Consider the following 13,482-nt stretch of genomic DNA (forward strand, 5'->3'; position numbering starts at 1 on the left):
CGCGCCGAGCGGCAGACGGAATCGACCGCCAGGGGCCCGTCCAGGACCGCGGCCTTGCGATCCCGTGTCTTGAAAGGACTTATTCGTGAACCTTGTCGAAGAAGATCGTCAGGCCCGAGGTTCCGGTAACATGGCCTTGCATGCTTCCATCTTGCATCTGGCGCGTTTCACCCGTCATCAGTATCACCCCTCCGCGGCTGAAGGTAAGACTGCCAACCTGCCACCATGCAGGGGCGACGCCATCATGCTTGCGGATCTGTCGAATCGCGTCGCTGCGAGGACGGCCTGATGTCGGGGCTGGTGCTCAAGCTGGGGCCGGGGGAGCGTGTTCTGGTCAATGGCGCGGTGATCGAGAACGGCGACCGCCGCGCGCGGGTCTCCGTGCTCACGCCCAATGCCAATATTCTGCGCTTGCGCGATGCGATCCGGGCCGAAGACGCGAACACCCCAGTGCGACGGGTGTGCTATGCCGCGCAACTGATCCTCGCGGGCGACGTCACAGCCAATGAAGGTCATGACCGGATTCTGGCGGACATCGAACAGCTGAGCCAGGTGTTCTGCGACAGCGACAGCCGCGCCCTTCTGGACGAGGCATGTCGGGCCGTGCTCGACGGAGAAACCTACCGTGCGCTGAAACGCCTTCGCGCGCTTTTGCCAAGGGAGGAGCGGATGCTCTGCCTCCCACTGAAGGCGCCTTGAGCATTCGCTGATCGCGGGTCGATTTGCCGCCTTCATGAAGGGGCAGAGCGGCTTTTGGAGCGTCGCGACAAGGTCGAAATCAGAATGGGACCGGTGGGTTTCGGAGCCGGATCGTATGATCGAGGCGGAATTGGCGGTTTTGGCCCGGCGGCGGACAAGGCCCTGCGCAAGGCACCTCAAATCAGTGAGGCAACCCAGCCCGCCGCCGCCGTCAGCGCCGCGCCCACGGCGATCCAGCCCAAGGGCGGTAGGTCGCGGCGGCGCGGCTCGGGTTCGGGGTGGCTCTGGCGCACGAGGGCGGCTTCGGCGAGGGCGGGCAGACGTGGGCCGAAGCGCGACAGCACCTGGATCGTTCGGCCGAGATCGCGGGCCACGGCCTTGGGGCCGATACTCTCGCGGATGTAGTCCTCGACCACCGGGCGCGAGGCTTCCCAGATGTTGATATGCGGGTCGAGCGTGCGCGCCACGCCTTCGACCACCACCATGGTGCGCTGCAAGAGGATCAGCTCGGTGCGGGTTTCCATGCCAAAGTGCTCGGTCACCTCGAACAGATAGTTGAGCAGCCGCGCCATCGAGATGCGCGAGGCGTCCATGCCGAAGATCGGCTCGCCCACCGCGCGCAGGGCCGAGGCGAAGGCATCGACGTCGCGATCGGCGGGCACGTAGCCCGCCTCGAAATGCACCTCGGCGACGCGGCGGTAATCCTTGCGGATGAAGCCGAAGATGATCTCAGCATAGACCCGGCGGGTGTATTCGTCGATCCGCCCCATGATCCCGAAGTCGAGCGCGATCAGCGTGCCGTCGGGGCCGATCTTGAGGTTGCCCTGATGCATGTCGCCGTGGAAATAGCCGTCGCGCAGCGCATGGGCGAGGAAGAGTTGCAGCACCCGCGCGGCGAGACGCTTGCGGTCGTGACCGGCGGCGTCGATCTGCGCCACCTCGGCCGCGCCGATGCCGTCGACCCAGCCCATCGTCATGACGCGCCGCCCCGACAGGTGCCAGCGCAGCGTGGGCACGGCAAAGCCCTCGTCCTTGGTGGTGTTGGCGGAAAACTCGGCCGCGGCCGCCGCCTCGAGCCGCAGATCCAGCTCGCCCAGCACCACGCTTTCGAAATGCGCGATCACCTCGACCGGGCGCAGACGGCGCGACGAGGGCGAGAGCCGTTCGATCATCCGGGCGGCGAAGTAGAACGCCTCGATGTCGCGGCGGAACGCCTTCTCGATACCCGGGCGCAGCACCTTGACCGCCACCGTCTCGCCGGTCTCGGCGAGGCGGGCGCGGTGAACTTGCGCGATCGAGGCGGCGGCGACGGGTTCGGAGAACTCCGAGAACAGCCGGTCGACCGGCTGGCCCATCTCGATCGCGATCGCCCGCTTGGCTTGTGCGGTGGGAAAGGGCGGCAGGCTGTCTTGCAGCACGCGCAGCTGCACGGCGAGCTCGTCGCCCACCACGTCGGGGCGGGTCGAGAGGATCTGGCCGAACTTGATGTAGGCCGGGCCCAGCGCCGTGATGGCGCGGGTGGCGGGCGGCATGGCCGGGTCGCCCTCATAGCCGAGCCAGCGGAACGGCGCGGCGAAGAGACGGATCGCCACGCGCAAGGGGCGCGGCGCGTCCATCGCGTCGAGCACCACGGCCATCGCGCCGGTGCGCTCGAACGTGGCGCCGGTGCGGATCAGCCGGAGAAGGTTGTGGGGGCCCCTCAGAGCTTCCACCCCGAATGCAGGCAGGCGATGCCCATGCTCAGGTTGCGGTACTTGGCCTGCTCGAAGCCCGCCGCCTCGACCATGCCGAGAAATGTTTCCTGATCGGGGAAGCGGCGGATCGATTCCACCAGATACTGGTAGCTGTCGCGGTCGTTGGCGATCAGCTGTCCCATCGCCGGGATGACGTTGAAACTGTAGAGGTCATAGACCTTCTGCATCATCTCGTTGGGGATCTGGCTGAACTCCAGCACCATCAGCCGGCCGCCGGGGCGCAGCACGCGAAACGCCTCGTCTAGCGCCTTCTGGGGCCGTGTGACGTTCCTGATGCCGAAGCTGATCGTATAGACGTCGAAGCTGTTGTCCGGGAAGGGCAGGGCCATCGCGTCGCCCGCCACCCAGTCAAGGCTGTCCTCCAGACGCTCGGCCTCGGCGCGCTTGCGCCCCTCGACCAGCATCGATTCGGTCAGGTCGCAGACCGTGGCGTGGCCATGCCCGGCGCGTCCGAGAAACCGGAACGACACGTCGCCGGTGCCGCCGGCCACGTCGAGCAGCTTCTGGCCAGGCCGCGGCGCCAGCCAGTCCATCATCGCGTCCTTCCACAGGCGATGGATGCCGACGCTCATCACGTCGTTCATCACGTCATAGCGCGAGGCGACGGATGTGAAGACGCCGCGCACGCGGCCCGCCTTCTCCTCTTCGCGCACCGTCTGATAGCCGAAATGCGTGGTCTGCTCGTCGCTCAAGGGTCTTGTCCCGTGCCGCCATGATGCCTTGATAGGGCTCAGTGGCGGCATATAGCCCGCAACGTGCGAAAGAAAGAACCGATGCCCGAATTGCCAGAGGTCGAGACGGTTCGTCGCGGGCTTGCCCCCGCGATGGAGGGGGCGGTGATCGAGACCGCCCACGTGAACCGCCCCGACCTGCGCTGGCCGTTTCCCGAACGCATGGCCGAGCGGCTCTCGGGCCAGCGGGTGGAGCGGCTGCGGCGGCGGTCGAAATACATCCTCGCGGACCTGTCGGGCGGCGAGACGCTGATCGTGCATCTGGGCATGTCGGGGCGGATGACCGTCTCGGGCGTGACGCTCGGCGACTTTCATCACGCGCATCCCACGCCGCAAAAGCATGACCACGTGGTGTTCGACATGGCGAATGGCGCGCGGGTGACCTTCAACGACGCGCGCCGCTTCGGGGCGATGGATCTCGCCGCGACGGAGGCGGTGGAAGATCATTGGCTCTTGCGCGAAATCGGGCCGGAGCCCTTGGGCAATGCCTTCGACGAAGCCTATCTCGTTGAGCGGCTCAGAGGGCGGATGGTACCGATCAAGACCGCGCTTCTCGATCAGCGCGTGGTGGCGGGGCTTGGCAACATCTATGTCTGCGAGGTGCTGCACCGGGCCGGCATCGACCCGCGCCGCAAGGCCGGGCGCATATCGGCGGCGCGGATTGCCTCTCTGGTGCCGTTGATCCGGGTGGTGCTGGAGGAGGCGATCACCTCGGGGGGATCGTCGCTCAAGGATTATAGGCAGGCCGATGGCGCGATGGGTTATTTCCAGCACGATTTCCGGGTCTATGACCGCGAAGGCGCGGGTTGTGTCACGCCGGGCTGCGGCGGCACGGTGGAGCGAATCGTACAGTCGGGGCGTTCCACCTTCCTGTGCGCGCGCTGCCAGAGGTGACTTGATCGCCGGGGCGGGGCGGGTCAGGTTTCGCCAAAGTAGCCGGAGACAGCCATGGCCTACACCACCATCCTCGTCGAGATCGACGACGACATCGCCACCATCACGCTCAACCGTCCGCAGGCGATGAACGCCATCAACTCGGAGCTTTTGCGCGAACTGGTGACGGCGCTGGAGGCGGCGGATGCCTCAGACAAGGTGCGCTGCATCGTGCTGACCGGATCGGACAAGGCCTTTGCCGCCGGGGCCGACGTGGCCGAAATGGCCAACCTGTCCTTTGTCGAGATGTATCGCCGTGCGCTCTATGCGGGCGACATGGCGCGGCTGGCGCGTATCCGCAAACCGATCATCGCGGCGGTGGCGGGCTACGCGCTGGGCGGCGGTTGCGAGCTGGCGATGGCCTGCGACTTCATCATCGCCGCCGACAACGCCAGGTTCGGCCAACCGGAGGTGAATCTCGGGATCATGGCGGGGATGGGCGGCAGCCAGCGGCTCACCCGCGCGGTGGGCAAGCCCAAGGCGATGGACATGCATCTGACGGGTCGATTCATGTCGGCCGAGGAGGCCGAGCGCGCCGGGCTGGTGAGCCGTGTCGTGCCGGCGCGCCAGCTCGAACAGGAGGCGCGGGCGGCGGCGGCGAAGATCGCCGAGAAGAGCCAGATCTCGGTGCTCGCCATCAAGGAAGCGGTGAACCGCAGCCAGGAGCTGCCGCTGACCGAGGGGCTAGCCCATGAGCGGCGGCTGTTCGAGGCGCTGTTCTCGACCGAGGACCAGGCCGAGGGCATGGCCGCTTTCCGCGAGAAGCGCGAACCGCAATACCGCGACCGCTGAGACGCGTGACAGGGGCTGGGGACCGGGAGGCTCGTGGAAAAGGCGGCAAGGCAGGTTGACTACCCGCCGAGTCGGCCTTAGAGACGCGGCTTCAGAACAGTTACCCCGCAAGTGGATTCTCGACACATGGCCAACACGCCCCAGTCCAAGAAGCGCGCTCGCCAGAACGAGCGCCGCTTCGCGATCAACAAGATGCGCCGTTCGCGCATCCGTACCTTCCTGCGCAAGGTTGAGGAGGCGATCGCCTCCGGCCAGCAGGACGCGGCCCAGTCCGCCCTGCGCGAAGCTCAGCCCGAGCTGATGCGCGGCGTCACCAAAGGCGTCGTTCACAAGAACACCGCCGCTCGCAAGATCTCGCGCCTGTCGTCGCGCGTGAAGGCGCTTGCCGCCTGATATCGCCTAAAAGGCGATTGAATTCAAAAGGGTGTCCCGAAAGGGGCACCCTTTTTTTATGCCGTTACGCTGCCCCTGCGAAAGAATCGAGGGCCCTTGCGTCACCTCACTGTCAAGTTGGCCCCTTAGGATATCTCCGCGCGCAAGTCCCCCCTGTGGCGGCTCCGCACCCCTCTCGCGCCGCGCCCTTAGGATTCAGGGGCCCCGGAAAATCCCGCCGGATTCGATTCAGCGGAGTCCGTCGTCAAGCGCGTTGTTCGGTTGATGCCCTCCGAGCGCAGGCGCTAACTTGGCCCTGCGATTCACATCGTTCCTGGGGGAACATGGGCGAGTCGGCACCACGGTGGTCCGAAGGCCAGCTGCACGGCCGAGACAATCGGAACCGCGAAACGGGTGCCAGCTCTCATGAGCGTGACGGGCGCACGGCTTTGGCCGTGCCATTCGCCGTCCCGCGCTTGTCTGCATTGCGTCTGCCGGTCCGGCAGGCGTCACTGCCGTCATGTGCCAATCCCGGGCCGAACTGCGAGAGCGGTCGGCGGGTATGCCCGTCTCCGCTCGGGGTCCGGAGGTTAGGTCAGTCCGGTGCGGAACAGCGTCGGCGCATGCGCGCCGGCGGCCGCATCCCCTGTGCCTGAATGTGGGTCGCGAAAGCCGGGCGCGGCGGGCGCGCACGGGTGACGATGAAGGCAGGTCGGGGACAGGTCATGACGAACGATAACTGGGCGCAGGTCAGCGAAGAGCTCAAGCAGGCGGTGGGCGCCAACAACCACACGACCTGGATCGCGCCGCTGCGCTTCGAGGCGCTGGTCGATGGCGTGGCCCGGTTCCATGTGCCCACCACCTTCCACGGCAACTATGTCCTGCAAAATTTCGGCGACCAGATCCTGACGCAGCTCGCCCGCGCCGGCGTCACCGTGCAGCGTCTGATCTTCGCCCAGTCGGCCAGTGCCTCCGCGGCCTCCCGCCCCGCGGCCGCCCAGCCTTCCGGCTCGTCTTCCGGGCAGCCCGCCGCCCCGGCGCTGATCTCGGACGACGATGACGCCACGCCTTCGGCCACGCTCGACCCGCGCTTCACCTTCGACCGCTTCGTCGTCGGCAAGCCCAACGAGATGGCCCATGCCGCTGCCCGCCGCATCGCCGAGGGCGGCAGCCTCGGGTTCAACCCGCTGTTCCTCTATGGCGGCGTGGGTCTGGGCAAGACGCATCTGATGCACGCGATCGGTCACGAGATGCGCCAGCATCAGCCGCATCTGAAGGTCGTGCTCACCTCCGCCGAGCAGTTCATGTACCGCTTCATCACCGCGCTGCGCGACAAGCGCATGATGGATTTCAAGCAGCTGTTCCGCTCGGTCGACGTGCTCATGGTCGATGACATCCAGTTCCTCGGCGGCAAGGATTCCACGCAAGAGGAATTCTTCCACACCTTCAACGCGCTGATCGACGCCGGAAAGCGGATCATCATCTCGGCCGACCGCGCGCCGGGCGCCATGAAGGACGTCGAGGAGCGGATCACCTCGCGCATGGGGTCGGGCCTCGTCGTGGATCTGTTTCCCACCGATTTCGAACTGCGCGTCGGCATCCTGCAGGCCAAGGCCGACTATTACCGCGCGCAGTATCCCGGCATCGTGGTCCAGCCCGGCGTCTACGAATTCCTCGCGCACCGCATCTCCAACAACGTGCGGGTGCTCGAAGGGGCGCTGACGCGGCTCTTCGCCTTCGCCTCGCTGGTGGGCCGCGAGATTTCGCTCGAGATGACGCAGGACTGCCTCGCCGACATCCTGCGCGCCTCGGATCGCAAGATCACCGTCGAGGAGATCCAGCGCCGTGTGTCCGAGCATTACAACATCCGGCTGTCGGACATGATCGGGCCCAAGCGGGTGCGCAACTATGCCCGGCCGCGCCAGGTGGCGATGTATCTCTCGAAGAAGCTGACCTCGCGCTCGCTGCCCGAGATCGGCCGCCGCTTTGGCGGGCGCGACCACACCACCGTCATGCACGGGGTGCGCAAGATCGAGGAGCTGAAGTCCACCGACAGCCAGATCGCCGACGATCTCGAACTGCTGCGCCGCGCGCTTGAGGAATAGGCCGCACCTTTGGTGCGAGGAACGGACTGCGTCATCGCCGAAAATGCTTGAGGGCGGGCTGAAAACAGGTAGTTTTCCAGTCCCGGCCCCGGTCGGCGACAACAGCGGAGCGATGCACATGAAATTCTCGATCGAACGCGGCGTTCTGCTCAAGGCCGTGGCACAGGCCCAGTCGGTCGTGGAGCGGCGCAACACCATCCCGATCCTCGCCAACGTGCTGATTGAGGCCACGGATGGCGAGGTGCGCTTTCGCGCCACCGATCTCGACATCGAGGTGGTCGATCAGGCCCCGGCGACGGTCGAGACCCAAGGCGCCACCACCGTCGCCGCCGTACTTTTGAACGAGATCGTGCGCAAGCTGCCCGACGGGGCGCTGGTGACGCTCACCGATCAGGGCGGCAACGGGCGGCTGACCATTGAGGCGGGGCGCTCGAACTTCCAGCTCGCGACCCTGCCCAAGGAAGATTTCCCGGTCATGGCCTCGTCCGAATACGAGGCGAGCTTCACCGCGCCCGCACCGGTCCTGCGCCGGCTCTTCGACAAGGCCAAGTTCGCGATCTCGACCGAGGAGACGCGCTATTATCTCAACGGCGTCTACATGCATGTGGCCGAGGGCGAGCAGGGCCGCGTTTTGCGCTGCGTCGCAACCGACGGCCACCGCCTCGCGCGGATCGACGCCGAGCTGCCCGAAGGGGCCGAGAAGATGGCCGGGGTGATCGTGCCGCGCAAGACCGTCAATGAGCTGCGCAAGCTCTTGGATGATGACGAGGCGCTGATCGAGGTCTCGGTGAGCGAGACCAAGGTGCGTTTCACCACGCCTTCGATCACGCTGACTTCCAAGGTCATCGACGGCACCTTTCCCGATTACAGCCGGGTGATTCCGCAAAACAACTCCAAGCGCCTTGAGGTCGACGCCGCCGAGTTTGCCAAGGCGGTGGACCGGGTCGCGACCGTCAGCTCCGAGCGCAGCCGCGCGGTCAAGCTGTCGCTCGAGGAGGACCGGCTGGTGCTCTCGGTCAACGCCCCCGATTCGGGCGCGGCCGAGGAGGAGCTGGCCGTGGCTTACGGCGACGAGCGGCTCGAGATCGGCTTCAACGCCAAGTACCTGCAGGAGATCGCGAGCCAGGTGGACCGCGAGAACGCGGTGTTCCTGTTCAACTCCTCCGGCGATCCGACGCTGATGCGCGAAGGCGACGACACCTCGGCCGTCTACGTCGTCATGCCGATGCGCGTGTGACGCGGGCCGGACATGCGTATCTGAAGAGCGAAGTGGGGGAGGGCCGCGCGTGAGAGCGGCCGTCACCGCGCTCGAGCTGTCACATTTCAGGTCGCACAAGCGGGCGAAGCTCGCGCTCGACGGGCGGCCCGTCGCGCTTCACGGTCCCAACGGCGCGGGCAAGACCAACCTGATCGAGGCGGTGTCGCTGCTGTCGCCGGGACGTGGCATGCGCCGCGCCGGGGCCGAGGAGATCGCGCGCAGGCCCGAGCGGCTTGGCTGGGTGGTCCGAGCCGAGGTCGAAGCCGAGGGCGCGCCGCACGAGATCGAAACCCGCGCCGAGGCCGGCCAGAGCCGCACCGTGCAGATCGATGGCAAGGCGACGCCGCAGGTGGCGCTAGCGCGGGTGCTGAGGGTGCTGTGGCTGGTGCCTTCGATGGACCGGCTCTGGATCGAGGCGGCGGAAGGGCGGCGGAGGTTTCTCGACCGCGCGGTGCTGAGCTTCGATCCCGGCCATGCCGAAGCCGTGCTCGACTATGAAAAGGCCATGCGCGAGCGCAATCGGCTCCTGAAGGACGGGGTGCGCGACCCGCATTGGTACGGCGCGCTCGAGGGCCGCATGGCGTTGGCGGGGGAGGCGATCGGCGCCGCGCGGCGCGCCACGATCGAACGGCTCATGGCCGCGCAGGACGAGACCGAGACCGCCTTTCCCACCGCCGATCTTGCGCTGACCTATCCCGATGAGGCGCCGGAATCGGCGGAGGAACTGCGCGAGGCCTTCGCCGCGATGCGCGGCCGGGACATGGCGGCGGGGCGCACCCTGATCGGCCCGCACCGGGCCGATCTCGACGCGCTGTGGCGTGCCAAGGGGGTGGCCGCGCGCGACGCGTCGACCGGTGAGCAGAAGGCCCTGCTGATCTCGCTCATCCTCGCCAACGCGCGCGCATTGGCGGCGATGGGCGGCGCGCCGCCCGTTCTGCTCCTCGACGAGGTGGCCGCACATCTCGACACGCGGCGTCGCGCGGCGCTTTATGACGAGATCTGCGCGCTCGGGCTTCAAGCCTTCATGACCGGCACCGAGCCGGGGCTGTTCGAGGCCCTGGGCGAGCGCGCGCAACGCATCGAGGTGACCGAGATCGCCGGCATCTCGCAGATCAGGAGCGAGACATGACCCCGCAACGCGTGACCCTCATCACCCTCGGCACGGACGACATGAACCGTGCCCGCAATTTCTACGCCGCGCTGGGCTGGACCCCGCACCCGTCGAGCCAGGACGAGGTGACCTTCTACCAGATGCACGGGGCACTGCTGGGCCTGTTCGGTCGCGCGGCTCTCGCCAAGGATCAAGGACGGCCCGGCGCGGAGCTTGGCACCGGGGCCATGACGCTGGCGCAGAACTTCGCGGATCGCGCGGACGTGGATGCCGCGTGGCAGGCGGCACTCGACGCGGGTGCGACGGCGCTGAAAGCACCGGAGGAGGTGTTCTGGGGCGGCTATTCGGGCTATTACGCCGATCCCGACGGCCATGTCTGGGAGATCGCGCACAACCCGTTCTGGCCACTGGCCGAAGACGGATCGCTGACCCTGCCCAGTCCGAAATGACCCTCGCCCCCCATGATCTCGCCCTCTATGCGGGCGCGCTTTTCGTTCTGTTCCTCACCCCCGGCCCGGTCTGGGTCGCGCTCACGGCCCGCGCGCTGTCGGGCGGGTTTCACGCGGCATGGCCGCTGGCGCTCGGGGTGGTGGTGGGCGATGTGCTCTGGCCGCTTCTGGCGATCCTTGGCGTGAGCTGGGTTCTGTCGGTGTACGGCGGCTTTCTAGAGGCGCTGCGCTGGGTCGCGGCCGCGATGTTCGTGTCGATGGGCGTGCTGCTGTGGCGTCACGCCGACGCCTCCATCGCCTCCGACCGCCGCCTGACCCGGCCCGGCATGTGGGCGGGATTCGCCGCAGGCCTCGCCGTGATCCTCGGCAACCCCAAGGCGGTCCTGTTCTACATGGGGATGCTGCCGGGCTTCTTCGATCTGTCGGCGCTCACTGCGGGCGACATCGTGGCGATCTGCGCGATTTCCTTCGCCGTGCCCTTGGCGGGAAACCTCGTTCTCGCCGCTTCGATCCACCGCGCGCGGGCACTTTTGACCTCGCCCCGGGCACTGCGCCGGACCAACCGCGCGGCGGGGGTGATGCTGGTCGGCGTCGGGCTGCTCATACCCCTTCTATAGCGCAAAATATGGGGGAAAACCGTGACATCTCCCACCAGTATTCGTATATTCCGCCGGTAACGTCCCGAGGATTTCCCCCATGTCTGAACCCGCTCTGCAACCCAATGCTTATGGCGCCGATTCCATCAAGGTTCTCAAGGGCCTGGATGCGGTCCGCAAGCGTCCGGGGATGTATATCGGCGACACTGATGACGGCTCGGGCCTGCACCATATGGTCTACGAGGTGGTCGACAACGGCATCGACGAGGCGCTGGCCGGTCACGCCGACTTCGTGCAGGTGAAGATCCATGCCGACAGTTCGGTCAGCGTGCGCGACAACGGCCGCGGCATTCCTACCGACCTGCACCGCGAAGAGGGCGTCTCGGCGGCCGAGGTCATCATGACCCAACTGCATGCGGGCGGCAAATTCGACCAGAACTCCTACAAGGTCTCGGGCGGCCTGCACGGCGTCGGTGTCTCGGTGGTCAACGCGCTGTCGGATTGGCTGGAACTGCGCATCTGGCGCGACGGCAAGGAGCACGTTGCGCGTTTCGAACGCGGCGACACGGTCAAGCATCTCGAAGTGGTGGGTCCGACCGACCAGACCGGCACCGAGGTGCGCTTCCTCGCCTCGACCACGACCTTCTCGAACCTCGAATACGACTTCGCCACGCTGGAAAAGCGCCTGCGCGAGCTGGCCTTCCTGAACTCGGGCGTGCGGATCATCCTCGAAGACGACCGCCCGGCGCAGCCGCTGCACACCGAACTGTTCTACGAAGGCGGCGTGCGCGAGTTCGTGAAATATCTCGACCGCTCCAAGCACGCCGTCATGCCCGAGCCAATCTGGATCGAGGGCGAAAAGGACGGCATCGGCGTCGAGGTGGCGATGTGGTGGAACGACACCTACCACGAAACCGTGCTGCCCTTCACCAACAACATCCCGCAGCGCGATGGCGGCACCCACATGGCGGGCTTTCGCGGCGCGCTGACCCGGACCATCAACGCTTATGCCCAGACCTCGGGCATCGCCAAGAAGGAGAAGGTTTCCTTCACCGGCGACGACGCGCGTGAAGGGCTGACCTGCGTGCTCTCAGTCAAGGTGCCGGACCCCAAATTTTCCTCGCAGACCAAGGAAAAGCTGGTCTCGTCGGAGGTGCGCCCGGCGGTCGAGAACCTCGTGGGCGAAAAGCTCGCCGAGTGGTTCGAGGAAAACCCCAACCTCGCCAAGCAGATCGTCGGCAAGATCGTCGAGGCGGCGCTGGCGCGCGAGGCCGCGCGCAAGGCGCGCGAGCTGACCCGGCGCAAGACCGCAATGGACGTGAACTTCCTCGCCGGCAAGCTCAAGGACTGCTCCGAGAAGGACCCCTCCAAGACAGAGGTGTTCCTCGTCGAGGGCGATTCGGCGGGCGGATCGGCGCAGACGGGCCGCGACCGGGGCACGCAGGCGATCCTGCCGCTCAAGGGCAAGATCCTCAACGTCGAGCGCGCGCGCTTTGACCGGATGCTGGGAAGCCAGGAGATCGGCAACCTTGTGATGGCGCTCGGCACCGGGATCGGCCGCGACGAGTTCGACATCAAGAGCTGCGCTACCATAAGATCGTCATCATGACCGACGCCGATGTCGACGGCGCGCATATTCGTACGCTCTTGTTGACCTTCTTCTTCCGGCAGATGCCCGAACTGATCGAGGCGGGGCACCTCTATATCGCGCAGCCGCCGCTCTACAAAGTCGCGCGCGGCAAGTCCGAGGTCTATCTCAAGGATCAGGCCGCGATGGACGACTATCTGATCCGGCAGGGCACCGAGGGCACTGCACTGCGCCTCGGCACCGGTGAAGAGCTGACCGGCAACGACCTGCGCCGCGTCGTCGACGAGGCGCGCCAGCTCAAGCGGGTGCTCGACGCCTTCCCCACGCATTACCCGCGCCACATCCTCGAACAGGCCGCGATCTCAGGCGCCTTCGTACCCGGCGCGGTGGATGCCGACCTGCAGGGCGTCGCCGACAAGGTGGCCCGCCGTCTCGATCTGATCGCGCTCGAATACGAGCGCGGCTGGCATGGCCGCATCACCCAGGATCACGGCATCCGCCTCGCGCGGATCCTGCGCGGTGTCGAGGAGGTGCGCACGCTGGACGGCCCGATGCTGCGCTCGGGTGAGGCACGCAAGACAGGCAGCTTCACCAAGTCGTTGCAGGAGGTCTACGACCAGCCCGCAACCTTGGTGCGCAAGGACCGCAGCCAGCTGATCCACGGCCCGCTCGACCTGCTCGCGGCGATTCTCGAAGAAGGCCAGCGCGGCCTGACGCTACAGCGCTACAAGGGCTTGGGCGAGATGAACCCCGATCAGCTGTGGGAAACCACGCTGGACCCGGAGGCGCGGACGCTGCTTCAAGTGCGCATCGAGGATTCGCTCGAGGCCGACGACCTGTTCACCAAGCTGATGGGCGACGTGGTCGAGCCGCGGCGGGAGTTCATCCAGCAGAACGCGCTCAACGTCGAGCATCTCGACTTCTGACGTCTTGTAGGATCGCGCATAGTCATGCGCGATCCCCATAATCTTGCGCTATTTGCCCAAAGGCTTGCGCACTTGCGTTTCTATAAATTGTATACTTCGAGACGTGGCAGGGTGGTCGGCCAAAATTTTATATTTGGCGTCGTTTCATAGGGCGATGTTGCGCAAATC

Annotated in this window: 11 protein-coding genes and 1 pseudogene; 10 read left to right on the forward strand and 2 right to left on the reverse strand. The window is 66.4% G+C overall.

The features are described from left to right. The first annotated feature begins 288 nt into the window (after nucleotides 1–288). Nucleotides 289–699, forward strand: a complete 411-nt coding sequence (gene flbT / locus MBELCI_RS11445; protein WP_021694364.1) for a flagellar biosynthesis repressor FlbT — start codon at nucleotides 289–291, stop codon at nucleotides 697–699. 176 nt (nucleotides 700–875) lie between these two features. On the opposite strand, the gene ubiB is transcribed toward flbT, so the two are convergent. Next, the gene (gene ubiB, locus MBELCI_RS11450; RefSeq protein ID WP_045320063.1) at nucleotides 876–2,402 is read right to left on the reverse strand and encodes a 2-polyprenylphenol 6-hydroxylase; all 1,527 of its coding nucleotides are present in this window, start codon (nucleotides 2,400–2,402) and stop codon (nucleotides 876–878) included. Next, nucleotides 2,399–3,196, reverse strand: coding sequence for a bifunctional demethylmenaquinone methyltransferase/2-methoxy-6-polyprenyl-1,4-benzoquinol methylase UbiE (ubiE, locus tag MBELCI_RS11455; RefSeq protein WP_045320057.1), 798 nt, complete (start codon nucleotides 3,194–3,196; stop codon nucleotides 2,399–2,401). The genes ubiB and ubiE overlap by 4 nt, the downstream gene beginning before the upstream one ends. A gap of 30 nt (nucleotides 3,197–3,226) precedes the next feature. Between ubiE and mutM the strand changes: the two genes are divergently transcribed. The 9 genes and pseudogenes from mutM (at nucleotide 3,227) to gyrB (ending at nucleotide 13,314) form a co-directional block, all read left to right on the forward strand. Then, complete coding sequence (gene mutM / locus MBELCI_RS11460; protein WP_045320058.1) at nucleotides 3,227–4,078, forward strand: bifunctional DNA-formamidopyrimidine glycosylase/DNA-(apurinic or apyrimidinic site) lyase; 852 nt, start codon at nucleotides 3,227–3,229, stop codon at nucleotides 4,076–4,078. Nucleotides 4,079–4,132: 54 nt separating this feature from the next. Further along, the gene (locus MBELCI_RS11465) at nucleotides 4,133–4,909 is read left to right on the forward strand and encodes an enoyl-CoA hydratase-related protein (RefSeq protein ID WP_021694367.1); all 777 of its coding nucleotides are present in this window, start codon (nucleotides 4,133–4,135) and stop codon (nucleotides 4,907–4,909) included. Between the two features lie 126 nt (nucleotides 4,910–5,035). Continuing rightward, nucleotides 5,036–5,302: a 30S ribosomal protein S20 gene (gene rpsT, locus MBELCI_RS11470; protein WP_021694368.1), complete on the forward strand. Its 267-nt coding sequence runs from the start codon at nucleotides 5,036–5,038 to the stop codon at nucleotides 5,300–5,302. 704 nt (nucleotides 5,303–6,006) lie between these two features. Continuing rightward, the gene (dnaA, locus tag MBELCI_RS11475) at nucleotides 6,007–7,386 is read left to right on the forward strand and encodes a chromosomal replication initiator protein DnaA (RefSeq protein WP_045320059.1); all 1,380 of its coding nucleotides are present in this window, start codon (nucleotides 6,007–6,009) and stop codon (nucleotides 7,384–7,386) included. Between the two features lie 118 nt (nucleotides 7,387–7,504). Continuing rightward, the gene (dnaN, locus tag MBELCI_RS11480) at nucleotides 7,505–8,623 is read left to right on the forward strand and encodes a DNA polymerase III subunit beta (protein ID WP_045320060.1); all 1,119 of its coding nucleotides are present in this window, start codon (nucleotides 7,505–7,507) and stop codon (nucleotides 8,621–8,623) included. 49 nt (nucleotides 8,624–8,672) lie between these two features. Continuing rightward, the gene (recF, locus tag MBELCI_RS11485; protein ID WP_021694371.1) at nucleotides 8,673–9,773 is read left to right on the forward strand and encodes a DNA replication/repair protein RecF; all 1,101 of its coding nucleotides are present in this window, start codon (nucleotides 8,673–8,675) and stop codon (nucleotides 9,771–9,773) included. After that, the gene (locus tag MBELCI_RS11490) at nucleotides 9,770–10,204 is read left to right on the forward strand and encodes a VOC family protein (protein ID WP_021694372.1); all 435 of its coding nucleotides are present in this window, start codon (nucleotides 9,770–9,772) and stop codon (nucleotides 10,202–10,204) included. Before recF ends, MBELCI_RS11490 begins: the two co-directional genes overlap by 4 nt. Next, on the forward strand, nucleotides 10,201–10,821 hold the full coding sequence (locus tag MBELCI_RS11495) for a LysE family translocator (protein ID WP_021694373.1): 621 nt from the start codon (nucleotides 10,201–10,203) through the stop codon (nucleotides 10,819–10,821). Before MBELCI_RS11490 ends, MBELCI_RS11495 begins: the two co-directional genes overlap by 4 nt. A gap of 79 nt (nucleotides 10,822–10,900) precedes the next feature. Continuing rightward, a pseudogene (gene gyrB, locus MBELCI_RS11500) lies at nucleotides 10,901–13,314 on the forward strand (DNA topoisomerase (ATP-hydrolyzing) subunit B). The last annotated feature ends 168 nt before the right edge of the window (nucleotides 13,315–13,482 follow it).

Source organism: Limimaricola cinnabarinus LL-001, from assembly GCF_000466965.1.
GTDB lineage: Bacteria > Pseudomonadota > Alphaproteobacteria > Rhodobacterales > Rhodobacteraceae > Limimaricola > Limimaricola cinnabarinus.

Bases quoted from the DNA above. Each gene is read 5' to 3' on its own strand.
- flbT (WP_021694364.1), top strand. From the start codon at position 289: ATGTCGGGGCTGGTGCTCAAGCTGGGGCCGGGGGAGCGTGTTCTGGTC.
- ubiE (WP_045320057.1), bottom strand. From the start codon at position 3,196: ATGCCGCCACTGAGCCCTATCAAGGCATCATGGCGGCACGGGACAAGA.
- mutM (WP_045320058.1), top strand. From the start codon at position 3,227: ATGCCCGAATTGCCAGAGGTCGAGACGGTTCGTCGCGGGCTTGCCCCC.
- MBELCI_RS11465 (WP_021694367.1), top strand. From the start codon at position 4,133: ATGGCCTACACCACCATCCTCGTCGAGATCGACGACGACATCGCCACC.
- rpsT (WP_021694368.1), top strand. From the start codon at position 5,036: ATGGCCAACACGCCCCAGTCCAAGAAGCGCGCTCGCCAGAACGAGCGC.
- dnaA (WP_045320059.1), top strand. From the start codon at position 6,007: ATGACGAACGATAACTGGGCGCAGGTCAGCGAAGAGCTCAAGCAGGCG.
- dnaN (WP_045320060.1), top strand. From the start codon at position 7,505: ATGAAATTCTCGATCGAACGCGGCGTTCTGCTCAAGGCCGTGGCACAG.
- MBELCI_RS11490 (WP_021694372.1), top strand. From the start codon at position 9,770: ATGACCCCGCAACGCGTGACCCTCATCACCCTCGGCACGGACGACATG.
- MBELCI_RS11495 (WP_021694373.1), top strand. From the start codon at position 10,201: ATGACCCTCGCCCCCCATGATCTCGCCCTCTATGCGGGCGCGCTTTTC.